This window comes from Bacteroidota bacterium (assembly GCA_016711505.1).
Taxonomy (GTDB): domain Bacteria; phylum Bacteroidota; class Bacteroidia; order AKYH767-A; family 2013-40CM-41-45; genus JADKIH01.
The window spans coordinates 272155-296140 of sequence record JADJSV010000017.1 but is presented as its reverse complement, the minus strand read 5'-3'; the positions used below and the strand labels follow the sequence as shown (position 1 = coordinate 296140).

Annotated in this window: 16 protein-coding genes; 9 read left to right on the top strand and 7 right to left on the bottom strand. The window is 39.0% G+C overall.

Annotation, left to right across the window (positions count from 1 at the left end):
* Positions 1 to 11: 11 nt before the first annotated feature.
* Positions 12 to 3215: a PKD domain-containing protein gene (locus tag IPL24_14830; GenBank protein ID MBK8364883.1), complete on the top strand. Its 3204-nt coding sequence runs from the start codon at positions 12 to 14 to the stop codon at positions 3213 to 3215.
* A 482-nt stretch (positions 3216 to 3697) separates the two neighbouring features.
* On the opposite strand, the gene IPL24_14825 is transcribed toward IPL24_14830, so the two are convergent.
* Positions 3698 to 4207 (bottom strand): DUF421 domain-containing protein, encoded by a 510-nt coding sequence (locus IPL24_14825; GenBank protein MBK8364882.1) that lies wholly within the window; start codon positions 4205 to 4207, stop codon positions 3698 to 3700.
* A gap of 56 nt (positions 4208 to 4263) precedes the next feature.
* Here IPL24_14825 and IPL24_14820 point away from each other — a divergent pair, with 56 nt between their 5' ends.
* From IPL24_14820 to purQ, 5 genes are all read left to right on the top strand, one after another.
* Positions 4264 to 4584: a (2Fe-2S) ferredoxin domain-containing protein gene (locus IPL24_14820; protein ID MBK8364881.1), complete on the top strand. Its 321-nt coding sequence runs from the start codon at positions 4264 to 4266 to the stop codon at positions 4582 to 4584.
* A complete protein-coding gene (locus IPL24_14815; protein MBK8364880.1) occupies positions 4584 to 4937 on the top strand; it encodes a hypothetical protein in 354 nt (117 codons plus the stop codon). The genes IPL24_14820 and IPL24_14815 overlap by 1 nt, the downstream gene beginning before the upstream one ends.
* A 127-nt stretch (positions 4938 to 5064) precedes the next feature.
* Positions 5065 to 5937: a MerR family transcriptional regulator gene (locus IPL24_14810; GenBank protein ID MBK8364879.1), complete on the top strand. Its 873-nt coding sequence runs from the start codon at positions 5065 to 5067 to the stop codon at positions 5935 to 5937.
* A gap of 347 nt (positions 5938 to 6284) precedes the next feature.
* Entirely contained in the window at positions 6285 to 6797 is a 513-nt protein-coding gene (locus tag IPL24_14805) for an RNA polymerase sigma factor (GenBank protein ID MBK8364878.1), read from the top strand.
* Between the two features lie 91 nt (positions 6798 to 6888).
* Positions 6889 to 7584, top strand: a complete 696-nt coding sequence (gene purQ / locus IPL24_14800; GenBank protein MBK8364877.1) for a phosphoribosylformylglycinamidine synthase subunit PurQ — start codon at positions 6889 to 6891, stop codon at positions 7582 to 7584.
* 112 nt (positions 7585 to 7696) lie between these two features.
* Here purQ and IPL24_14795 read toward each other — a convergent pair whose 3' ends face one another.
* The 4 genes from IPL24_14795 to IPL24_14780 form a co-directional block, all read right to left on the bottom strand.
* A complete protein-coding gene (locus IPL24_14795) occupies positions 7697 to 8452 on the bottom strand; it encodes a T9SS type A sorting domain-containing protein (protein MBK8364876.1) in 756 nt (251 codons plus the stop codon).
* A gap of 317 nt (positions 8453 to 8769) precedes the next feature.
* On the bottom strand, positions 8770 to 10392 hold the full coding sequence (locus IPL24_14790; protein MBK8364875.1) for a hypothetical protein: 1623 nt from the start codon (positions 10390 to 10392) through the stop codon (positions 8770 to 8772).
* An 87-nt stretch (positions 10393 to 10479) separates the two neighbouring features.
* Positions 10480 to 14751, bottom strand: coding sequence for a T9SS type A sorting domain-containing protein (locus IPL24_14785; protein MBK8364874.1), 4272 nt, complete (start codon positions 14749 to 14751; stop codon positions 10480 to 10482).
* 552 nt (positions 14752 to 15303) lie between these two features.
* Positions 15304 to 17430, bottom strand: coding sequence for an elongation factor G (locus IPL24_14780; protein ID MBK8364873.1), 2127 nt, complete (start codon positions 17428 to 17430; stop codon positions 15304 to 15306).
* Positions 17431 to 18295: 865 nt separating this feature from the next.
* On the opposite strand from IPL24_14780, the gene IPL24_14775 reads away from it, so the two are divergent.
* On the top strand, positions 18296 to 18472 hold the full coding sequence (locus IPL24_14775) for a hypothetical protein (protein ID MBK8364872.1): 177 nt from the start codon (positions 18296 to 18298) through the stop codon (positions 18470 to 18472).
* 10 nt (positions 18473 to 18482) lie between these two features.
* On the opposite strand, the gene IPL24_14770 is transcribed toward IPL24_14775, so the two are convergent.
* Both IPL24_14770 and IPL24_14765 read right to left on the bottom strand, forming a co-directional pair.
* The gene (locus IPL24_14770; protein ID MBK8364871.1) at positions 18483 to 19241 is read right to left on the bottom strand and encodes a hypothetical protein; all 759 of its coding nucleotides are present in this window, start codon (positions 19239 to 19241) and stop codon (positions 18483 to 18485) included.
* A 121-nt stretch (positions 19242 to 19362) separates the two neighbouring features.
* On the bottom strand, positions 19363 to 19884 hold the full coding sequence (locus IPL24_14765; GenBank protein ID MBK8364870.1) for a DUF1761 domain-containing protein: 522 nt from the start codon (positions 19882 to 19884) through the stop codon (positions 19363 to 19365).
* Positions 19885 to 20119: 235 nt separating this feature from the next.
* Here IPL24_14765 and IPL24_14760 point away from each other — a divergent pair, with 235 nt between their 5' ends.
* A complete protein-coding gene (locus IPL24_14760; protein MBK8364869.1) occupies positions 20120 to 20608 on the top strand; it encodes a YkgJ family cysteine cluster protein in 489 nt (162 codons plus the stop codon).
* A gap of 533 nt (positions 20609 to 21141) precedes the next feature.
* The gene (gene polA, locus IPL24_14755) at positions 21142 to 23964 is read left to right on the top strand and encodes a DNA polymerase I (GenBank protein MBK8364868.1); all 2823 of its coding nucleotides are present in this window, start codon (positions 21142 to 21144) and stop codon (positions 23962 to 23964) included.
* Positions 23965 to 23986 lie beyond the last annotated feature (22 nt).

The following is a 23986-nucleotide window of genomic DNA, read 5'->3' as shown; positions in this document are numbered from 1 at the left end:
CTCATACTGCTATGAAAAAACTACTACTTAATGTTTTAGTTGTATTTGCTTTAGTGATCGCAGGCCAAACGAGCGCCTTCTCACAAGGAGTATACAACATTTGCTCAATCACGTCTACTACGGACACGAGCGGTACACTTTATGATACCGGTGGTCCAACCGGAGACTATCTTGTAAACGAAGACTGTTCACTTTTAGTACAGCCAAGTTGTGCTACAAGCATAACATTGAACGTTGTTTCATTTTCAACGGAATCTGGTTTTGACTTTCTAAGAATATACGATGGAACTTCAAATACCGGAATATTATTGCTTGAAGCAGATGGTCCAACTATGCCTTCGCCCAGCACTGTTACTGCAACTTCAGGAGCTATGTTTATAGAATGGCGTTCTGACGTTTCAATTGTATCTTCAGGTTTTGAAGTGAACTGGACTTCAGTTATTGCACCAAGCATTGCACCAAATGCAGGTTTTGTCATAGGCGATGTTACGCCGCCACTAGGTGTGAACGTTGCTTTTACGGATACTTCTTTAGGAGGACCAACTTCATGGCTTTGGGATTTCGGTGATGGTGATACTGCACGTAGTCAGAATCCATTACATACATATGCTGCTGCAGGAACGTACACAGTAACTCTGATTGCATTTACTTGTAATGAATCAGATACAATCACACAAACTCTGACTGTTCAAGGGGCACCTCAGATCGATGTTGCTCAAACAGGTTTCAGCATCAGTGCTGCTTGCGGCGATTCAGTTGCATTCCCGTTAGACATAAGCAATATTGCAGGTGGAGAATTGGTCTATACTGTTGATGGTTCAAATGTCGGAGCAATAAAAGTTCTGGCAATGACATATGGTACAGATCAGTTTGCAGAATATCCTAGTACGATCAATGCGATCAATTCTGTGTTTACAGGTTATACACTTACAACAACAGCAACTACAAACCCTGGAATCTTAAGTGGTTTATTGATTGGACAAAATGTTCTTTTGATACCTGAACAAGAGACAGGTGTTAGTTCTACTTGGGCAGCTCTTGCTCCGGTAATTCAGCAATTCCTTAACAATGGTGGTTCAGTAATTTTCCTTGGATCTTATTCTTCAGAATCAGATTGTATGTTCAATACAGGAGTATTCTCAGGAACTTATGGCCAGGATGAATTTTCTACTTTCACGGATGTAGATATTGTACTTCCTGCACATCCACTTGCTGCAGGTCTTGTAGGAAATTCATTCGCACCTCCAAGTGCAACTTTCTCTATGAACTTAACAAATCCTGATAAGGTACAAGTAGTGACTGCAAGCGGTCGTGATGTTGTTTCTTACCGTTATTATGGTTCAGGTAAGGCAATCTTTATCGCTTTCGATTATTTCTCACCTTCAACTGAAAGTTCTCAGATCATTGCAAATGCAATTCAGTGGGGTGGAGAAAATGCTCTTCCTTCATGGATCAGTGTAGCTCCCGTATCAGATACAGTAGGTGCTGGAAATACTTCAAATGCAGTTGTTACTTTCCAGACTACAGGATTACCTGCAGGAACATATTATGCAAATCTTGGTGTTGCAAGTAATGACCCATTGACCCCTATCGTATTGTTACCATGTACACTTACAGTATCCGGTTTACCAATTGTAGGTTTATCAGAACAGTGTTTAACTTATGACAGCATCATGCAGAATACTTCTGCTCTTGATACTTTCCAGGTGATCAACAATGGTTGTGATACATTATTCATTTCTTCGATCACATCTAATGCAGCTGAATTTCAGGTTTCATCAAGTGTTTCTTATCTATTACCTGGTGGTTATGCTGATGTTGTAATTACTTTCAGCAGTGCAACTATTGGATCGTTCACAGGAACAATTTCAATTCAGAATAATGATATCGATACTTCGGTTTGTCTGAATGCAACTGCATTCCCGGCACCGGTGTTGGTCACTTCTTCAAATAGTGTTACACAAGCGCTTCGTGCTTGCGGTACAACAGATTCGACAGTCGTTTGGCTGTATAATACAGGTGGTAGCAATTTAACTTACAATCTTGGAAACTTACCTGCATGGGCTGTTGCAAATCCAACAAGTGGTATAATCAACGTTGGTGATTCAGTTGGAATTAGTGTGGTATTCTCCAGTGGTACACTTGCAGGCGGACCTCAGGTATCTAACTTAATAGTTAATACAAATGATCCGTTGAATCTTTCAAAATCAATTCCATTGACATTGAACGTCGATTTCAATCCATGTATGGATTATACTTTTACATCTAATACTTGTAACGGTTCATCAATCTTCGCAACAACACAGATCAATACTCCTGATACTTATCATTGGGATTTTGGTGATGGTGATACTTCAAACGTTCAGAATCCAACACATTACTTCCCGAATAATGGAACATTCACTGTAACATTGATCGCTTGTAATGCTGCCGGATGTGATACAGTTACACAATCACTTACAGCAACTATCACTGGTCCACAAACTACTTCATGTTATCCTGTGACAACAGCTTATTGCTGTGGAATTGGAGTTACAAACTTCAGATTTGGTGAGCCGGGTGGTCAGGAGATCAACAACTCTTCAAATGATGCAATCGACGGTTATTCTGATTACACTTGTAATGCTCCGGTAACATTGGTTACTAATTTTCCTTACAACATTTCTGTTAGCACAGGATTTACTTATGCAGAATGGGTAAGAGTTTGGTTAGATATGAATGATGATGGAACATTGGATCCGGTAACTGAATTGATCTATTCAGATTCAGCATTAACAAATCACCAGTCAACGATTTCTATTCCTGATGCTGGAACAGTGTTTGGTTCTCCATTGCGCTTGCGCGTTGCAACAGATTTCGTAAACAATCCTGTTCCAACTCCATGTCTTGATCTTCAGTATGGCCAGATAGAAGATTACTCGATCTTTGTAACATTCTATGATGGTATTGAACAATTAGCCAGCGAAATCGGATTCTCTGTATATCCAAATCCATATGATCAGTCAGCAAGTATTGAATACACTTTGAAAAATTCTTCAAAAGTATCAGTAGAAGTTTACAACATCATGGGTTCAAAAGTACAGAACTTTGCAGCTAACGAACTTCAGTCAGCAGGAAAACATACATACCAGTTCAACGGAAATGCTTCCGGTGTATACTATGTAAAAGTTACTGCAGATGGCAAAACAGCAGTTCAGAAAGTAGTTAAGATGTAATTCAACTTATTTCATTTATAGAAAGGTCTCGTCGGTAACGGCGGGACCTTTTTTTATAACTAATAACTGATTATTGTTTTGCATCAGTTAAGAATTAAATTTTTTAAAAAAAATCATTTTTCATTCCGATAGCTATCGCATAGGCGTCAACATAAAGTAAGAAAAAAAAGTATTTTTTTTGCTAGGAAATTTATTAAAAAAAGGAATTTAGGAGATTAGATTTTATTGCCGTCAGCTTTAACTGACTGAGTAATAAGAATAGAATTATAGCGGCTTTAGCCACATTTTTTTAATTACATATAATAGATCTAAAGTGTGTTCATGTGGCTAAAGCCAGGGTACTGCATTTATTTTTTAGTCCGTCAGCTAAAGCAGACGGCAATAAAGCTGACGGCAATAAAGTTGGCGACCGCACACTTAATTTCGATACAAATAAATATAATAAAGTTTACGCCTAAGCGATAGCTATCAGGATTCATTTTTCATTTCAAAAACTGTTTCCTCGGTTTCCGTTTTCGTTTTGAATGCATTTTATAATTATCAGACAAAATACTGATTGTGCCATCTACTTCCAGGATTGCAAGATTTACTTCTTCCATTGAACTAACCCCATGTTCTCTTATAGCCGCATCCAATTCATCGTGTGTGATCCGTTCATTCTTCAAATGTTCTTCAACTATTTTTCCTTCATGAATGAGAATAACAGGTGAACCTTGTATCCATTGACTGACTTTTTTTTCGCGGAAAAGAAATTGTTTCAAAATATAATTGACGATAAAAAGTGATGCGGCTGCGGTAACACCTCCCGCCAAAGAGGTATTGGAACCAACCATTGCATTTTGCACTGAGTTGCTGATCAGCAGGATAAATACCAGATCAATTACTGATAATTGCGATAGTTCTTTTTTGCCGAAAATCTTTATACCTAATATAATTGCTACATATACCGCAACGCTTCTTCCTGCTATTTCAAGTAATGATATGGGATCCATAATTAGTAATTAATTTTTTTGTGAACGGAATTTTCCAATTTAGTTATCTTTGGTGAATGAAATATAAGAAACACATTTTTATTTGTACCAATCAAAGAGCAGAGGGCCAGAGAAAATCGTGTGGCGAGGAATGCGGAATGAAACTCGTACAGGAATTTAAGAAGCAAATAAAGGAAAAGAAAATCGATTTCCCGGTCAGAGTGCAACGCACAGGTTGTCTGGATGCCTGCGAACATGGACCATCAATGGTCGTTTATCCGGAAGGAATTTTTTATGGTGGAGTTAAAGAAAGTGATATCGGTCAGATCATAGATGAACATATTCTGAGTGACAAGCCGGTAGAGCGGTTAATTATCGATTTTTCAAAAGACGAATAATGGATCTTTCTCCTGAAAAATATCGGCGTGACCTTGAGATCATTCGTGAGACTGCAGCTCAGGTTATCCGTGATTTCAGTATGCACAAAGCAGAGATTACATTCAGCGGGAACGAATATTCTGCATACGATGAACTTGTTTCTCAGGTAGAGCCGATTCTGAGTTTAATGTATAAGACCAACAGGAGCGGATTTCAGGCTTTACTTTATCAGATAGATATCAGCGAAGGAGCTTTCAGAAAACTGGTACAAGCACACTCCGGCGGTGACTTTACGACAAAACTTGCCGAAATGGTTGTCCAGCGCGAGTTTCAGAAGGTGCTGACCCGCAAGTTTTTCAGTAAAAATCTTTGAAGGACCTATTTTTCATGCGGTTCTTTTTTAAAATTTGATAAATTCGCCGGCGAGATAACTCTGGAGGAAAGGTTTGATACAGGAAACATCAAACAATTTTAAGTTACTGTTGTTATCATAAGTTAGTATGGGACGATATTCGATCAAAGACATAGAACTGTTAACCGGTATTAAAGCCCATACGATCCGTATCTGGGAGCAACGTTACAGCATTCCACTCCCGAAGCGTACTGAAACCAATATCAGGTATTATGATGACAACGACCTGAAACTTTTGCTCAACATTTCATTGCTCAATCATAACGGACACAAGATCTCCGAGATTATTCGTTTGAATGCAAAAGAGATCAGTGACCTGATTGTAACGTATTCATTACAGACAGAGAAACATCCGGTAGTGATTCAGACAATGATCTCATCAATGATCGAACTGGATGAAGTTGCGTTTGAAAGAACATTGTCAACATGTATTCTGCAACTTGGATTAGAGAATACAATGATGGATGTTGTGTTTCCATTCTTAGGAGCAATTGGTGTGATGTGGCAAACCGGAACTATTAATCCTGCCTATGAACATTTCATTACAAACCTTATCCGGCAGAAATTAATTGTAGCAATCGAAGGTCAGCCTGTTCGAAGAGATGCTGCAGGAAAAAAGTTTCTATTGTTTTTACCTGAAACAGAGTTACACGAACTTGGATTACTTTTTGGAAATTATATGATTCGTAAATCCGGAAACCACTCAATTTACCTTGGGCAAAATGTTCCATTGGTCGATGTGGAGAAAATTGGTTTACGTTATCAGCCGGATTATATTATCGTGTCAATGACTACAACTTATACTCTGGAATTTGCGTCTGAAATGCTTACTACGCTAAGAGATAAATTTCAATCATCCATTGTATTAGTTACCGGTCGTTTTTTTAATCAGTATCCTGACATGGTAGGAGAAGGTATGGAAGTGATTAAACAGCCGGCAGATCTGAGTAAGTACTTTTAAATCATTTCGAAGAAACTTTAGTCGTTTTTCGTTTTTCATCTTTCGTGTCGTTCCTATAAGGTCTCCGGATTCTTTTACTCATTACAAAGCGAAAGACGAGAACACTACAAATTTAGAAGTATCAGCAAAGTGTTCTTGTGACGAATTTTAGTGATCCCAGTGTTTTATTTTTAACCTGCTGCAGTTCAAACGCTTTAAAGCCAATTACTTACGAAAACCCTTCTAATTCCCGGGCATTTGTTGTTTAAACATTATTGTTAAATAATAAACAATACTTGCATTATCAGAAATTGTGCACTATGTTTGTCTAAGAAAAACAACAAAAGATTAAACATAATGCCATGGAAATGACAAAAGAATTTCAAGCTAAGGTTACGCAAGAAGAATCACCATTAAAGAATTATGCGATCAAACTGACGCATGATCAGATGGAAGCGGAAGATCTTGTTCAGGACACGATGTTGAAGGCTTTTATAAATGAAGATAAATTTTCATCCGGGACAAATCTGAAAGGGTGGTTGTATACGATGATGAAAAACATCTTTATCAACAAGTACAGAAGAGCGATGAAGTCGAAGATCTTCAATGACACTACGGAAGATCAATATTATCTGAATTCAGCTGCATCAAACAGAGGAAATGAAGGCGAAGGGAATCTTGTGATGAAGGATATCAATACAGCACTTGGAGAATTATCTGATAACCTGAGAACTCCCTTTATGCTTAGCTATCAAGGGTATAAATACGAGGAGATTTCGAAATTTTTGAAGATTCCTTTAGGAACCGTAAAAGTTCGGATTCACAATGCCCGTAAGGAGTTGATGAAAAAGCTCTCATCTTACCAATACAATAACAATTAAGGAAATTTACGCCCTGATATTTTTTCAGTCGCTGATAAAAATTTCCATTACATCAGTTCTTATTGACGATTCCCCTTAGTACCTTCGTCACATGAAAATAGGTGTTGTAGTATTCCCCGGCTCCAATTGCGATGAAGACATTGTGCATGTGCTTCGCAATGTTTTAAGATTACAAGTTGTTAAATTATGGCACAAGGATCACGATCTTCAGGGATGTGATTTCATAATTTTACCCGGCGGATTTTCATATGGTGATTATTTAAGATCAGGTGCTATAGCACGTTTTTCTCCGATCATGAAAGAAGTAATTGCATTTGCAAACCAGGGTGGATTTGTTTTAGGAATCTGCAATGGCTTCCAGATCTTATGTGAAGCCGGACTTTTACCGGGAGCGTTGACTCACAATGAGCATCACCAGTTCGTTTGTAAAAATGTTTTTATCAAAGCTGATAATAATGATTCATTGATCACAGCTTCAATCCCATTAGATCGTGCTTTGAAAATTCCAATCGCTCATGGCGAAGGAAGGTTCTATGCAGATGAAGCAACAATGTCAGAGATGAAAGCAAACGGTCAAATCTTATTCCGTTACTGCGACGAAGAAGGAAATATTACACCGCTTTCAAATCCAAACGGAACTCTTGATGACATCGCCGGTATTTGTAATGCAGGAAAAAATGTGTTTGGAATGATGCCACATCCTGAGCGTGCTGCGGAAGGTGTTTTAGGAAATACTGATGGCAAACTTATATTTGAGTGTGTGACTTCAGGAACTCTTTCCAGATAAAGTTATTTTAAGCGATACTTTAATCATAGAAATAAAAAAGGCTGCAATGAATTCCATTGCAGCCTTTTTTTTATTTAAGACAAATTGAGAATAGATTCCAATTTATTCAAACTTATTCAATCATTAGTTTTCCACTAAACTGTTTTTCATCAGAACTGACTTTTACAAAATAAACTCCTGAACTAAAATCAGAAGTGTTGATTGATATTGTAGTTCCGGCAACAGTATTTGAAACCGGTGAATTAAAAATTATTTTACCAGAAACATCGACAACAGACAATGTAGCATTTTTCATTTTTTCATTGAAAGTGATATTTACATTTCCATAAGAAGGATTTGGATAAATACTGAAAATGCTGATTGCGGCGTCATCATTTATACCAACAAAGAAATCAATGATTGCACAATCTGTAGCAGAACAACCATTGGCATCGGTAACCTCTACACAGAATGTATCGGGAGCATAAATCGTTAGTTGTTGTGTTTGATCTGAAGTATTCCATAAATAAGTTACAAATCCCGGACCTGCATCAAGTATGTATGCTGTTCCGATTTCAATTGCAGTGTCGGGTCCGACAGAAACAGTTGGTAAACTTACCAGAGTTGCAGTTGCAGGAACGAAGTTACTTTCACATGTACCGTTAGATGATTGTGCGTAATAAATAGTTGTTGCACTCAAGACAGGTGTTACGAAGTTGTTGCCGGTTCCAACTTGATTTGTTCCAGTTGCATCATCATACCAGAAAATATCCGAACCTGAAGAAGAAAGTGTAGTGGTGCTTCCTGTTCCGCATAGATTACCACCGGTAGTTGTTGGGTCAGCGGGAATTGGATTGATCGTTGCATTTACTGCACTCCGTGAACTCACGCATGTTGAAGCATCAACTGATTGAGCATAGTAAATTTCACTGCTTGAAATAGATGGAGTTGTAAATGTTGTACCTGAAGCAACGGAACTGCCACCTGAAGAAGCAGTATACCATTCAATCGTCGGACTCGCAGAACTTGCGGCAAGATCAACTGTACCTGTACCGCATCGGGAGCCGTCAGTAACTGTTGGTGCAGTCGGAATAGCATTTATAGTAGCTGTAACAGTACTTCTTGCACTCGGGCAATTCAGTCCGCTTTGTGCGTAGTAATTTGTATTTGCAGAAATGGAAGGTGTAACAAATGTTGTACCTGATCCTATCGAAGTTCCCCGGTTGGAACATCAAACCAGTAGATCGTACCTGTTGAAGTTCCGGATAGTGTTACAGTTCCCGGTCCGCAATTCATTCCGCCGCTTGTCACTGGTACACCATTATTGCCTTCAATGTTGAGTGTAACAGTTAAACTATTTCTTGCAGGGAAAACATCGTTGTCATTATTTGTAGAAAGTACAAATGTATAGGTTCCACCTGCAGTGGTATTGATCGTAGTGGAGTAAATAAGTGTATCAGCATCTTGCGGATGAAAATTTCCATTGTACAATCCGGTAAGTGTTGTAGTGAGGGCACCTGTAATGTCTGCAGTAGAAGGAACATTTGGAACTATTGCATTTCCGAAATTCCTGAGCAAAACTTTTACCTGGACATTTGTTGTTCCGCAACCAACGGAGGTTGGAGTAATCAAAGCGGACACAGTTGTGTAAACTAATTCATTAATTACATTTCCTGAGGAATTTGTTTTGACAATGTAAGCATCTTCTCCATTGAAACCAAAGCTTCCTGTATGTCCGACGATAACATACCCGCCATCACTTGATTGGATTCCGCTATAACCGTGATCATGATTATCACCACCATAAGTATTCGACCAAAGTGAATCACCATCGGAATTGGTACGCATCAACCACATATTCGGTTGAAGCGGACCTGTACTACTTGTAGTACCGGCCATGATCAATCCACCATCACCTGTAATTTGAACAGTATGAAAATCATCGGGAAAAGATCCGCCATAAGTTTTTGCCCAGATAACATTTCCAACTGTATCTGTTTTTACAACATAGCCATCATCACCACCCATTCCTGCACCAGCAGTTCCACCTGCCAGATAAAAGCAATTATTTCCAACAGCAATATATTCAATGTTGTCTGTTGCTGCCGTACCGAATTTTTTTGTCCAAAGTACATTTCCTGAATCGTCAGTGCGAATTAAAAACTGATCGAAACCATTTGCGCCATTTGCACTTTGTCCACCCATAAGAAAGCCGCCATTACTTAGTGCTCTTACAGAGTTTGCATCATCATACAGAAACGAACCGGTTGAATATAATTTGTACCATAAAGAATCGCCGCTGGAATTTATTTTATAAAGAAAAGCATCATAGTATGATGCCGGCGATGAAGTGGTATAACCGGTCACAACAAAAGAACCATTACTAAGTTCAATAATATCCTGTGCCCTGTCGCGTCCTGCTCCACCAAGAGTTTTTGTCCAAACCATTTGTCCTGCAGAATTCAGTTTTACAATAAGTATATCATCAGAGATTCCGGTGATACTGCTTGTATAACCACACATTACAAATCCGCCATCAGAGGCGACAATGACTTTATAGAAAAGGTCTTTTTTACTTAGGCCTATATTCTGACGGAAAGTCCATAGTGTGTCACCAAGTGCAGTCATTCGTACCACGTAGGCATCGGAATCACTGACAGTTGAATCAGAAGTGTATCCAACAGCAACAAATCCGCCTGCCGGTACTTCTTTAACACTTCTGAAAACATCCGTATTTTTTGCACTGAATAATTTTTCCCAGGTTGTCTGACCATTTGAAATGAACGTCATCACCAGGAAGGATAAAGTAAAGAGATAGATTTTTTTCATATTGTTTTTAGGGAATTATGGGACTAAATTAAAATAAAAAAAACCGCCGTTTTCACGGCAGGTTTATGACTTTTACCGTTTAATTGTTTACTCAATAATTACACTTCTTGTTACAATTCCGTTTATACTTATAATCGAAATAAAATAGACACCATTAGGTTCATTCGTCAGATCAAACGACTTGCTGTAAAGTGTATTTTCCATGTGTTTATCGCTTGTTATCAGTTTTCCTAACACATCTGTAATTCTGACTTCGAATTTTAATGAAGGGTCTCTTACAACCAGTCGGAAAACACCTCTTGTAGGGTTCGGATAAACGGTGACAGCGTTTTCTGCTTCAGGGTCTTCAATTCCGATAATAACATTTATTGTAACGGAGTCTGCGCCCTGACATCCATTTCCATCCGTCACAGTTACATAATAAAATCCTGCGATTCCGGTTGTAATTGTCTGGCTGGTTGCTGTTGTACTCCACAGATAAGAAGTGAAGCCTGCACCGGGATCAAGAGTTACGGTTTGTCCGCTATTGATACTGATCACGGCAGGACCGATATTGATATTTGGTACTGTATGAATTGTTATAGTTGATGGAATAGCTGCGCTATTACAAAGTCCATTTGAAGAAATTGCATAAACAGTCGTGGTCGTGTTAAATGTTGCAGTATATGTTGCATTTGATGAAAGCAATGTTCCGCCACTTGCAGCAGAATACCATGAAACTGGATCGGCAGCAGTTGCTGTTACTGAAAGTTGTGCCGGGCCGCAATTACTTGCAGTAGTAACTGTTGGATCAGAAGGAACTGTATTTACAGTCACCTCTAAAGGTATTGCATTGCTGATACATCCCGGAATTCCGGCTACCGCATAGTAAGTTGTCGATGATGAAATAGAAGGAGTGGTGTAAGTACTTCCCGTTCCAAGCACAGTCCCGCCCGGTGCATCATACCACGTGATCGGATTTACTGCAGAAGCAGAAATGGTCACACTCGAAGTACCGCAAATTGCAGTATCCTGAACGATCGGATCTGCAGCTGTGGTTGAAATGATAGCATCAACAGCAGTACGCGGACTTGGACAAGCAAGACTTGCCTGAGCATAATAGGTTGTAGTAGTAGTTAATGATGGAGTAGTGAAAACATTTCCTGTGAATAGTAATGTTCCGCCTGTTGGTGCATCATACCAGTAAATTGTATCAGTTGAAGCAGCGGCAAGATCGATCGTCCCCGGTCCGCAATTCGCGCTATCACTTGCAGTAGGAGCGGGAGTGTAGGTAATTGTAGCCGTAACCGGAATTCTGACACTTGTACAGCCATTATTTGCTGCCTGTGCATAGTAAGTTGAGGTAGCAGAAATTACAGGAGTAGTATAAATCAATCCTGAACTCAATTGTGTTCCTGCAGTGATATCTGTCCACCATGTTACAGTATCAATTGATTGTGCCGAAAGAACTACAGTTCCCGGTCCGCATCTGTCTGCATCTGTTCCAACAGGAGATGCTACTGTAGTAATATCAGCAATGACGGGTACTCTTGAACTCGGACAAGCTCCAAGTGACTGAGCGAAATATGTTGTTGAAGTTCCAAGAACCGGAGTAACGAAATTATAAGTTGTAGCCAGCAATGTACCGCCGATCTGTTGATCATACCAGCCAACAGGATCTGCAGATGTTGCATTCAATGTAACTGAAACTGGTCCGCATGCAACGACATTTGATACGACAGGAGCAGCAACTGAATTGATGACAGCTCTCACCGGAACACGCGCACTTGGGCAATCAGCACCTGCAGAAACATAATATGTCTGAGTTGAATTCAGATAAGGTGTTGTGAAGGATGATCCTGTTCCCAGAAGTGTTCCGTTTGTTGCAGCATCATACCAGAAAATTGAATCTGATGATGTGGCAGTTAATACAATTTGTCCCGGACCGCAGTTTGTAACATCCGCAGTTGTTGGAACAGCAGGTTGTGAACTGATAATTGCCTGAACAGCTATTCGCGGAGAACAACCTGCTACTTCAAGATAATATGTTGTTGTTGAAGATAGAGAAGGTGTTGTAAAATTTTGTCCGGGATCAACCAATGTTCCACCTGTTGGTGCATCATACCAGTCAAGATCAGCGGAAACTCCGGATGCAGTAAGAGTAACAGTTCCGGGACCGCAACGTGTCTGATCGTAAGCATTGGTTGGAGTAGATGTTCCAATATTTGCCTGAGTTTCTACCCGGTTGCTTCCGCAGTTTTCAAATGGAACAAAAATATACCAGTCGTAAAAATAATAATATACGCTGCTGCTTGTAGAACTTGATCCATAGATCTCAATTGTTTTAGAGATGTCGTATGGAAAATTTGCGCCGCTGGTATTTCTGAATAAATTTCCGCTACCACTTCCAAGACCTAATTGAAAATCATTTCCCTGAGGAACGTCGAAGTCAAGATAAACACGACTTTCACCTGCAGGAAGATTTATAGTTTTAGATTGAAGTACAGTGCCGGAAGAATTTCTTAATTCAATTGTTCGATTACCCGCAGAGTTTGCAATAACTTTTACGGAAATAATTTTCAATGCTAAACGAGTATCGAATTTCAGATATCCGTTGTTGTTTGTATTACCATTACCGATACTGTTGTCTACCGGACCAACTTTACTTCCTTTTCCTTTTACTGCTTCAACATAATAACTTTCAGAAGAAGTCAGAGTAGGAGTTGTGTATGCATTACCTGACATAATGAGATCTCCGTTAACCGGTGAATCATACCAGAACAAAGAATCATCAGAAGATGCAGGAGTTGCTGAAAGCGTTAATGAAGCTGCAGAACAACTTATACCACTCGTAGTTTGTGGGTCAACTGTTGGTGGAAGAACAGTAACAGTTACGATGTTTGTATCATTTGAATAACTGATATCACTGTTTCTGTGAGACGTATGTGCTGTTACAGTATAAATCCCGTCAACATTAAAATTGTATGTGTCATCGAAAACTAAATTTCTGCTTACACCGCTTGCCAAAGAACCGGTAAGTGTATCGCGGAGGGTTGTTACATTTGTTCCATTGTCGATATCGATTGTTACAACAATGTTTGTTTCATTTGTTGCACCATAATTTGTAAGCTTTAATTCAAGTGGAATATTATTGCTTCTGCAAAGTGAAGTATAAGGAGTAATGAATTCATCAATACCAATGTCTTTCGTAACACCGCCATTTGGTCCAACCTTAACTAAGCAATAATTCATGAATCCGGCGGAGTTCCGGAAGTATCCGAATTGTGCAAAGCCACCATCAGAAGTTTCTATAGCACGATATCCATGGTCATGATAAATAGAACCATAAGATGTATTTTGCCATTCAATATTTCCGAGACTATCAGTTTTAATAAAATAATAATTTGGATTGATCAATCCAAAACTTCTTGTAATACCGCCAAGGATCATTCCGCCGTCGGCAGTGATCTCAACTGTTTTACCGCCATCTTTTTTATTTCCGCCAACAGCTTTTGTCCACAATGTATCTCCATTGGAATCAGTTTTGATCAACCAGATATCTGTTTGTCCTAAGGCATTGTCAAGACTATCAGCATCAGCGATCATTACATAACCACCATCAGGCGCAATAGCAACATAATGTGATTCCTGAATTCCTTTGTTGGTGATAGATTTTTCCCATTCAACATTTCCGGCAGAATCAGTTTTTACAAGATATGTATCGCCGTCTTCAAGACCGTAACTATACGTTTGACCTGAAAGAATAAATCCATGATCAGCAGTTTCCTGAATAGAGTTTCCGATCTCATAACCCTGACCACCGATATTTTTTTGCCACTGTTTAACTCCGGCAGAATTTAATTTTACGAGAAGGATATCATAATATTGAGTACCGGTAGTATAATTAACACCGACAGCAGCATAACCACCATCAGAAGTAAGTACGATCGCTTCCAGTTCCTGAAGTCCGGCGTCACCAACAGTTCTTGACCATTGAGTATTACCATTAACATCTGTCTTTACGATCCAACCATCATTATCACCACCACCATATGAATTAGTTAATCCGCAAATGATAAATCCATTGTCAACCGGTGTCGGCTTTACCATATTTGCAAAATCGAAACCTGTTCCGCCAATAGATTTCGTCCAAAGCTGGTTACCATAAGCATCAGCACGCACTAACCAGAAATCTGTTTGTCCATTGCTATAAGTTGCCGTTCCACCAACCATAATGAATCCGCTGTCTGGAAGTTGTTCCATCCATCTGCCATCTTCATTATATTGTCCGCCATATTCTGTAGAGAACTGAATTTGGGCTTTTGACGCAGAAACCAGAAGTAACAAGAAGAATACCGGGAGTAATAATTTTCTTTTCATAATTTGTTGTGAGATAACTTGGTAAAAGTACTGATATACTAGGTAAATTCGTAGTTATTTACGTAGATAATGGTATTTTTTGGGTGAATATTTGAAATATTCGGAGGACTTGGATTTTTTCAATTTCCTGATATCAAAAGACCGTTAAGATGATTTTTGATATAAAGGACACAAATTTTAATCCGGATTTGTTGCAAATTTCAACATTTAAACTGCATGTAAAATGAAGTGACTTCGCATATCGGTTAATACCCGAGGTCAGTATTTTTAGTCCAATTCAGGACAATAATAATCTCCATAAAAATAAACACTTAAACCCTGCATTTTGTTATCGTTGAGTCACGATTTTCAGGACTTTTTAACACTTTGATCTCGAGGGGCGCGGGTCTGAATAAAATTCGATCTTCATGTAGAAAAGGGGACAATTTTACATTCGAAAGGGAGTTCTAAAGTTAATTTCGTTTTAAAAACTATTTTTAATTTCGCATTTTGACATTAATAAAAAAAGCGTCCGGCAAACTCTACCGGACGCTTTCGCATTTCCACGTTAGTTCAATGAACCTCTGTCTTTTTATATTCTTCGCCGAGTTTCTTCTGAATATCAGAAGGCACCGGTGCGTATTCCGTAAATTTTCCGGAATAACTTCCACGGCCCTGAGTGATAGAACGAAGCGAAGTGGAATATTTGTCCAGTTCTGCGAGCGGAGTTTTTGCTTTAATGATCTGGTATGTTCCAACAGAATCCATTCCGAGAATTATTGCTCTTCGTGATTGAAGATCTGTAACAACATCTCCCATCAATTCTTCGGGAACTTTTATCTCGACTTCATAAATAGGTTCAAGAATTTTCGGATCAGCTAAATGGAATGCTTCTTTAAAAGCCATCATTCCCGCTATCTTGAATGAGATATCATTTGAATCGACAGGATGCATCTTGCCATCATAAACGATCACTCTGATATCGCGTACATAACTTCCTGTTAGCGGACCTTCATGCATTTTTTCCATAATGCCTTTTTGAATCGAAGGAATAAAACGCTGATCGATCACACCACCTACAATGCAATTGTAAAATACTAATCGACCACCCCAAGGTAATTCGAGAATTTCTTTTTCACGAATGCTATGGCCTTCCGGCTCTGACATTCCATCAAAGTATGGTTCGATTTTCAGATTCACTTCGCCAAATTGTCCGGCACCTCCACTTTGTTTTTTATGACGGTAAGAAGCGATTGAAAGTTTCTGAATTGTTTCACGGTAAGGGATACGTGGTTTAATAAATTCTACATCGAGTCTGTAAATTTTTTCAAGACGCCATTTTGTGACTGCAAGATGTAATTCACCCTGGCCTGATAAGAGCACTTGTTTTAATTCTCGGGAGTATTCAATATTCAAAGTCGGATCTTCCTGATGAATTTCAGCGAGAACAGTTCCAAGTTTTTCGTCGTCTGTTTTATTTTTTGCAATGATCGCTGTTCGAAGTCGTGCGTCAGGAAAATGGATCGGTTCAATCTCTATCCTTTTCCCGGCAGTACAAAGTGTCTGATTTGTCAATGTATCTTTCAATTTCAATGTAGCACCAATGTCGCCTGCTGTTAATTTGGAAACAACATTTCTGTTCTTACCATCCATAATGAACAACTGATTCAGTCTCTCTGTTTGTCCGGTAACAGAATTTACAAGATCCATTCCTGCATTTATTTCACCTGACATCACTTTAAAAAACGAAAGTTTTCCAAGATGAGGTTCGATAAGTGTTTTGAAAACGAATAGCGTTGCAGGGCCGGAAGCTTTACATTCCAGTTCATCGCCATCGACCAGGCTTTCAGGAAATAATTCTGTTGCAGAAGGTGCAACATTGTCGATGAAACTCATCAGTCGGCCGCTGCCCATATTTTTTTTCGCAGATAAGCAGAAGACCGGATAAACATCATGATGTAACATTCCGGCTTTTAATCCGGCGCGGAGCTGATCTTCATCGAGAGTGCCTTTTTCAAAATAAAGTTCCATTAATTTCTCATCATTCTCTGCAGCTTTTTCAACGAGTTCATTATGTAATTGGTTTGCGCGTTCAATTTCATCGGCAGGGATAGGAAGTTTTTCCGGCTTACCACCTTTCTCAGGAAATTTGTACATGACCATATTCAACAGATCGACAATCGAATCAAAGTTGTCGCCTTGTCTGATGGGATACTGCATCACAGTAATTGCTTTTCCGAAGCGGCGTTTCGCCTGTTCTAAAGTTGAATCAAAATCAGATTTAGAATGATCGAGATGATTGATTGCAAAAATGATAGGCTTGTTAAATTTTTCAACGTAATTCCAGATGAGTTCTGTTCCGATCTCAACGCCATGTTCAGAATTCAGAAGCATAACTGCTGTATCGGCAACTCGTAGAGAAGAGATTACTTCACCAATAAAATCGTCTAAACCGGGAGTATCAATGAGATTAATTTTGTAGTCTTTCCATTCGGTATGCATTGAAGTTGCATAAACCGAGCTTCCTCTTTCGTGTTCTATTTCGTGGTAATCGGAGACCGTATTTTTTTCTTCAACCGTACCGCGTCTGTTAATTAATCCGGCTTCAAAGATCATGGCTTCTGCCAATGTGGTCTTGCCGGATTTCGGGGCGCCCACGAGCACCACGTTTTTAATGTGTTTGTCGTCGTAGATTTTCATTTGCGAAATATTTTTGTGGTTAGTAAATAAAATTTTGCAGGATGAGATCAGACCAAAAAATTCCATGCTGACCTACATCGGTGAGCTTTTGTTAAAAGATCTATGCGTCAAGGAAAAGGCATAGTGTAAAAGTTTAGACTAAGATAGGGAATTTTTTATTATGGAAAACTGCGGGAAGTCAGGAATTTGGGTGATAAATATGGTCAAAGGGAATCGAGACATTCAAATTGTAAAAGTGGGTGTATACCAATTTGTTATTCCATTTGGAACGGGATGAATCCAAGTCAACTAGGTGAATTAAAATTATCTGCTTGATTTTTATTGTAATCAAATAATTCAATGCGTTGCTTAATATATGACCCCTCTGGGGTCATGGGTGATTGCTTTATTTTTTATTCTACCGATATTTGATCCCGCTGGGATCGGCTGTTACTTAAGTTCATCATCGTGTGTTGGATTAATTTTCTAATTGTTTTCGAATATTTACCCTAGCTTGGATCACATATTGGTGAAAAATAAATTTACGTTCCACATCGATCCCGGAGGGATCGCATATCGGTAGAAAAATAAATTTACGTTCCACATCGATCCCGGAGGGATCGCATATCGGTAGAAAAATAAATTTACGTTCCACATCGATCCCGGAGGGATCGCATATCGGTAGAAAAATAAAATCGTGCAGCGTAACGATCCCGGAGGGATCGTATATGAACCAGGGGTCAATATAAATTTAAAGAAAATAAAAAATTCCGCACCAGATTAATCAACACACCTAGGATTATAAATGCTTAGCATTAAACGAGCATTTCAAAGAAACAGTACCTTTGTCCGGTGGTATTATTTAATGAATATCTCTAATCCAAAAATGAAAAAGGACAAAAATTCCTCAATGAACATTGCAAAAAAATTGCAGCGTAAACTTGCAATACAAGCAGGGTTTTATGATGGAAGATTCAAAGAGAAAGTTGTAAAAGACAAAAAGAAAGAAGAGAGTAAAACCAAAGCGCGAAAAAAAATTCGTCTGGATAAGGAACTCGAATAAAATTATTTTTTTAGAAATGATATCCTAATCCGGCAGTGATCACACGCGGGGCAAATTCCATTTTCCCGGAACTATAAAGAGCATTTTCTTCTGTGATAACATCAACGAGATGACTTTTATTGATAACAAACATTACGGCACCGTTGATTCCTAAAACCCATCCCGATTGTCCCAGTCTCCAGTTCCATCCGAAATTGACTCCAAGCGCCTGACAATAATCGCCGCTGATCTCTTTGATTCCAAGTGAGTCAGTAGCATATGAAGTCAGTTTTGTATTTTGTGTACGAATGATCATACCCGTCACACCTAAAACTGCTTCTTTGTTACTGTGATAAGGCAATTCAAACATTGTATAAGGATCAGAACCATTGAAAGAAAATGCAACAGTTGCCTTAGCAATTTCGATCTGAGTCATTGCGACACGTTGACTTACACCGTAAGCATCTGTGGCAATGAATTCAGGACGGGCAAACATTCCTGCGAATTGAATTCCTAATCCTGCACCACGGAAATGTAAAAGGTCGATTGATAATTCAGCTTCACCGATGGCAGTGTAATCCATGTCAACTGTGTAGCCTAATTCGCCATCTGATCTCATCTTCAATTCAGCAGCAAGGTCACCATTGTTCGACATGGCACCGGCTCTGATGGTTAGTTTCAGTGGATTTCTTTCCGGTAACGATACTTGCGAAAAAGCACCGGAAACATTCAGGAAATTTGTAGTGAATACAATTGCAATAAAAAGTAATCCGCGTTTTGCTGCTCTCATTTATTCTGAACCCTCGTCAAATAAGGTCTTAAGGGGCAGCGAAGATAAAATTTAAAAGTCTTAAAATTTAAAATGTTGAAAAAACTGCCGTCTTCATAAAAGAAAACGGCAGTTTTGAATATTATGTAAACTGGCAGATTAGTCCACCGATGATACCAAGTGTTAACATCCAATAACCCGCATGAATCAGAGTTAATTTGAATGGTTTTCTTTCAAACATGCCATTGATTGCAAACGTTGGGAATATCAGAAAAAATCCTGCTAAAACACCGTGAAAAACACCGTGCTTAAATGTCCTGAAGCGATCTCCGTAGGTTGCAAAAAAATTGGTCAGATATGCTCCGGCTTCTGAATTAACATCAATAGCACCGTTTGCACCCTGAATTCCAGGCTCATTTGCAAGAACCGAGTAAATTCCCATCTGATGAATAACGATCGGATGCATAGCCATTGTGATGAACAAACTGAAGATGATCGATAAAATGATCATTTTAGGAAGACTTCCACCTTTCATTTGTTCTTCTGTGAAACCATTCAGTTTCATCCAGACAGTTCCAAATACTTTTGGATTATACCAGATCATGCCTGTAATGGTGGGAACCAAGGCAGAGATCAGGATAATGGTCCAGTTTAATTCTAACATTTTGTTTAGATTTTGAGGTTAAATTGTGTGATTGGTTAAACGTTAATTTCGAATTTTGTTACGTTTGGTTAGAAGCCTGTAGAAAGTGTTATTAACAGGTAATAATTCGTAATTCGAAGCTGGAAGCAGTTCGTGATTGAGTTAGAAGAATGTTATTAATTTGTAATTAGAGATCATCACTTCATTGTTGGAAGGGTTTCATTTTTTAATTTAAGTTATTCGTTAATTTGCACCCATGTTACCCGAGTACGAAAAACTTCTCGAAGTTGCCAGAGCGAAAAAGAAGGAAAACAAATCATTTTTTGAAAAGTTAAAAAAAATTCCAGGAAGGGATCTCGATCACCTTGTACATGACCTGCATGAAAAAGCTTTTGAGAAAATCGATTGTCTGAAGTGTGCAAATTGTTGTTCAACGACCGGACCGCTTTTGAAAAACAAAGACATTGAAAAACTTTCAGAACATTTAAGAGTGAAGCCTGCGAATTTTGTAAGTGAATATTTGCGGATCGACGAAGACAATGATTATGTATTTAAAAAAATGCCCTGTGTTTTTCTGAAGGAAGACAATTGTTGTTCCGTTTATTCTGCTCGTCCAAATGCATGCCGGCAATATCCGCATACTGATCAAAGAGATATCCGTTCAATTTTACCTTTGACGTTTTTGAATTCTATGATCTGTCCGGCTGTGGCTTTTGTGGTGGAGGAGTTGAAGCGCGAAATTTAACATCAAAAATTTTTCCCGCAGATCCCGCAGATCCCGCAGATTTTGCGCAGAGATTTGTTGATGTAATTGATATTTTTTCTGCGGGATGTGTGGGATATAAATTACAATTTTTTTCCCGCAGATCTCCGCAGATGAAGGCGCAGAAAAGGTCGCAGATCTTTGATAGTTAATAAATTTTCAGAGTCAAAGATAATAATGTATAGTACAGACCTAAATCTGCGAATTTATCTGCGCCTTCATCTGCGTAATCTGCGGGAAATTATTTACTGATGTTTTTTTTCCTGCAGATCTCGCAGATTTTGCGCAGAGATTTGTTGATATAATTGATTTTTTTTTCTGCGTGATCTGCGAGATCTGCGGGAGATATTTTGAGCGATCATTTTTTCCCCGTAGTTATCTCAGAGTTTTATAATTTCAATATTCAAAGCATTTTTTCTGAATTGAGGATACGGATGAAAATTCGCTACTGGCGCTACTCACCTCCTCCCACGTACTAAATTTTTCTACCTTTACCATCCAATAAATCAAAACAGATGTCTAAAAAACTTTTCCTTCTCGACGGAATGGCGCTGATCTATCGTGCATATTTCGGGTTTTCGAATAATCACCGGATCAATTCCAAAGGACTGAATACATCAGCCATTTTTGGTTTTACAAATACACTTCTTGAAGTTTTGCGGAAAGAAAATCCGACACACATAGCTGTTGTATTCGATACTTCGGGCCCAACTGCACGACATGAAGAGTTTCCTGCATACAAAGCACATCGTGAAGAAATGCCGGAAGATCTTGCTAAGAGTATCCCATATATTTATCGCTTGTGCGAATGTTTTTGTATACCACTTCTTACGAAGGTTGGATATGAAGCAGATGATATCATCGGTACACTTGCTGTGAAAGCGGAGAAAGAAGGATATGATACGTATATGATGACGCCCGATAAAGATTTCGGACAGCTTGTCGACGAACATACTTTCATTTATAAGCCTGCACGTTTAGGAAATGGTGCAGAGATTCTCGGCAAGGCGGAAGTCTGTAAGCGTTGGGATATTGAAAGAGTAGAACAGGTAAAAGATATTTTAGGATTGATGGGTGATGCTTCCGATAATATTCCCGGAATTCCCGGAGTAGGAGAGAAGACAGCGATCCAGCTCGTGAAGCAATTCGGAAGCATAGAAAATTTATTGCAGAACACTGATCAGCTTAAAGGAAAATTAAAAGAGAAGGTAGAGTTGAATAAAGAAATGGCAATTCAGTCAAAAAGACTTGCTACGATTTTGCTTGATGTGCCAGTGAATGATAACATCAACGATCTTGTTGCTTGTGAACCTGACAAAGAAAAGCTTCGTGAATTATTTACTGAATTAGAGTTTCGTCGTCTTGCAGAACAACTCAATCTTTCAAATGCTCCTGCAGAGCCGGGTAAATCAAAGCCTGTAGTGATTCAGGCTTCGCAGACATCTTTGTTTGGTAATGAAACGAATGACACTGTTGTAAAAGTTGAAATAGAGGAAGTGACTGAAGCAGGTCCTGAAAAAGATCTTAGGACAATTCATACTACAGAGCATAAATATTTTCTTGCTAATTCCCCTGAAGAAAGAAAAAAACTTATCGGTGAATTATTGAAACAGAAATCAATTTGTTTTGATACAGAGACAACAGGAATTGATGCCGGCAAAGCTGAGCTGGTCGGAATTTCTTTCAGTAGTAAAGTACATGAAGGCTGGTATGTTCCGGTTCCTCCTGACAGGAAAGAAGCAGAAAAGATCGTTGCTGAATTCAAACCTGTATTTGAGAATGAAAAAATTGAAAAGATCGCTCAGAATCTGAAATATGATCTTGCAATTCTCACACGCTACGGAGTAAAAATTTCCGGACCTACATTCGATACAATGATCGCTCACTTTTTAATTCAGCCGGAGATGCGACATAATATGGATATCATGAGCGAAACTTATCTTTCATATTCTCCCGTATCAATTGAAACGTTGATCGGAAAAAAAGGAAAGGATCAGTTGAATATGCGCGATGTTCCTGTAGATGCTGTAGCGGAATATGCTGCGGAGGATGCAGATATTACTTTGCAGCTTAAAGAGAATTTTGAGCCGAAGCTGAAAAAAGCCGGACTGGAAAAATTATTTCTTGATGTTGAAATGCCATTGGTGAATGTGCTGATGGAAATGGAAACAGAAGGCATTCGTTTAGATACTTCGTCATTAAAAGAACTTTCACAGGTACTTGCAACTGATATAGGTTTGGTTGAAAAAGAAATTCAGTCGATGGCAGGATCAGTTTTTAATATCAGTTCACCGAAACAAGTTGGAGAAGTTTTATTTGAACGACTTAAGATCATGGAAAAACCTGTGAAGACTAAAACAGGTCAGTATTCTACAGGTGAAGATGTTTTGAGTAAACTGGAGAACAAGCATCCTATAGTAAGACGAATACTTGATTACCGTGAGTTGGTAAAATTGAAGAATACATATGTTGATGTGCTTCCGGAACTGATCGATCCATCAACAGGAAGAATTCACACATCATACAATCAGGTTGTAGCAGTAACCGGTCGATTGAGTTCCGATAATCCAAATTTGCAAAACATTCCCATTCGTACAGAGCGCGGCCGGGAGATCCGCAAAGCTTTTATTGCACGAGATGACGATCATGTTTTGCTATCTGCCGATTACTCGCAGATTGAATTACGGATCATTGCAGAATTGAGTGAAGATCCGGGAATGCTTTCGGCCTTTAATAGTGGCGAAGATATTCATGCTGCTACAGCAGCGAAAGTGTACGGAGTGGAATTGAAAGATGTGACATCAGATATGCGGCGGAATGCGAAAATGGTGAACTTCGGAATCATCTACGGAATTTCTGCATTCGGTTTAGCGGAGCGGTTGAATATTTCCCGTGGCGAAGCAAAGAGCATCATCGATAATTATTTCCGTCAGTATTCACATGTAAAAGAATACATGGACCAAAGCATTGAAAATGCGCGGTCGAAAGGATATGTAGAAACGATTCTGGGCCGCCGTCGTCATTTGCGCGATATTAATTCTGCTAATGCAACTGTCCGCGGTTTTGCTGAGCGTAATGCTATCAATGCACCTATTCAAGGCAGCGCAGCAGACATGATAAAGGTTGCCATGATCAATATTCACAACGACATAAAGAAAGAGAAAATGAAATCGAAGATGCTGCTTCAGGTTCATGATGAACTTGTTTTTGATGCATATCATACGGAAGTAGATAAATTAAAAGAACTCGTCAGTCACAGAATGAAAACTGCTCTCAAACTAAAAGTACCGATTGAGATTGGAATGGGGACGGGGAGGAATTGGTTGGAAGCGCACTAGAACGAATAGCGAATAGTGAATA

What these genes read in the sequence shown, in the direction of transcription:
- IPL24_14815 (MBK8364880.1), top strand. Translation starts at nt 4,584, where the DNA reads ATGGATCTTTCTCCTGAAAAATATCGGCGTGACCTTGAGATCATTCGT.
- purQ (MBK8364877.1), top strand. Translation starts at nt 6,889, where the DNA reads ATGAAAATAGGTGTTGTAGTATTCCCCGGCTCCAATTGCGATGAAGAC.
- IPL24_14790 (MBK8364875.1), bottom strand. Translation starts at nt 10,392, where the DNA reads ATGAAAAAAATCTATCTCTTTACTTTATCCTTCCTGGTGATGACGTTC.
- IPL24_14830 (MBK8364883.1), top strand. Translation starts at nt 12, where the DNA reads ATGAAAAAACTACTACTTAATGTTTTAGTTGTATTTGCTTTAGTGATC.
- IPL24_14810 (MBK8364879.1), top strand. Translation starts at nt 5,065, where the DNA reads ATGGGACGATATTCGATCAAAGACATAGAACTGTTAACCGGTATTAAA.
- IPL24_14765 (MBK8364870.1), bottom strand. Translation starts at nt 19,884, where the DNA reads ATGTTAGAATTAAACTGGACCATTATCCTGATCTCTGCCTTGGTTCCC.
- IPL24_14760 (MBK8364869.1), top strand. Translation starts at nt 20,120, where the DNA reads ATGTTACCCGAGTACGAAAAACTTCTCGAAGTTGCCAGAGCGAAAAAG.
- polA (MBK8364868.1), top strand. Translation starts at nt 21,142, where the DNA reads ATGTCTAAAAAACTTTTCCTTCTCGACGGAATGGCGCTGATCTATCGT.
- IPL24_14780 (MBK8364873.1), bottom strand. Translation starts at nt 17,430, where the DNA reads ATGAAAATCTACGACGACAAACACATTAAAAACGTGGTGCTCGTGGGC.
- IPL24_14820 (MBK8364881.1), top strand. Translation starts at nt 4,264, where the DNA reads ATGAAATATAAGAAACACATTTTTATTTGTACCAATCAAAGAGCAGAG.
- IPL24_14770 (MBK8364871.1), bottom strand. Translation starts at nt 19,241, where the DNA reads ATGAGAGCAGCAAAACGCGGATTACTTTTTATTGCAATTGTATTCACT.
- IPL24_14775 (MBK8364872.1), top strand. Translation starts at nt 18,296, where the DNA reads ATGAAAAAGGACAAAAATTCCTCAATGAACATTGCAAAAAAATTGCAG.
- IPL24_14825 (MBK8364882.1), bottom strand. Translation starts at nt 4,207, where the DNA reads ATGGATCCCATATCATTACTTGAAATAGCAGGAAGAAGCGTTGCGGTA.
- IPL24_14805 (MBK8364878.1), top strand. Translation starts at nt 6,285, where the DNA reads ATGACAAAAGAATTTCAAGCTAAGGTTACGCAAGAAGAATCACCATTA.
- IPL24_14785 (MBK8364874.1), bottom strand. Translation starts at nt 14,751, where the DNA reads ATGAAAAGAAAATTATTACTCCCGGTATTCTTCTTGTTACTTCTGGTT.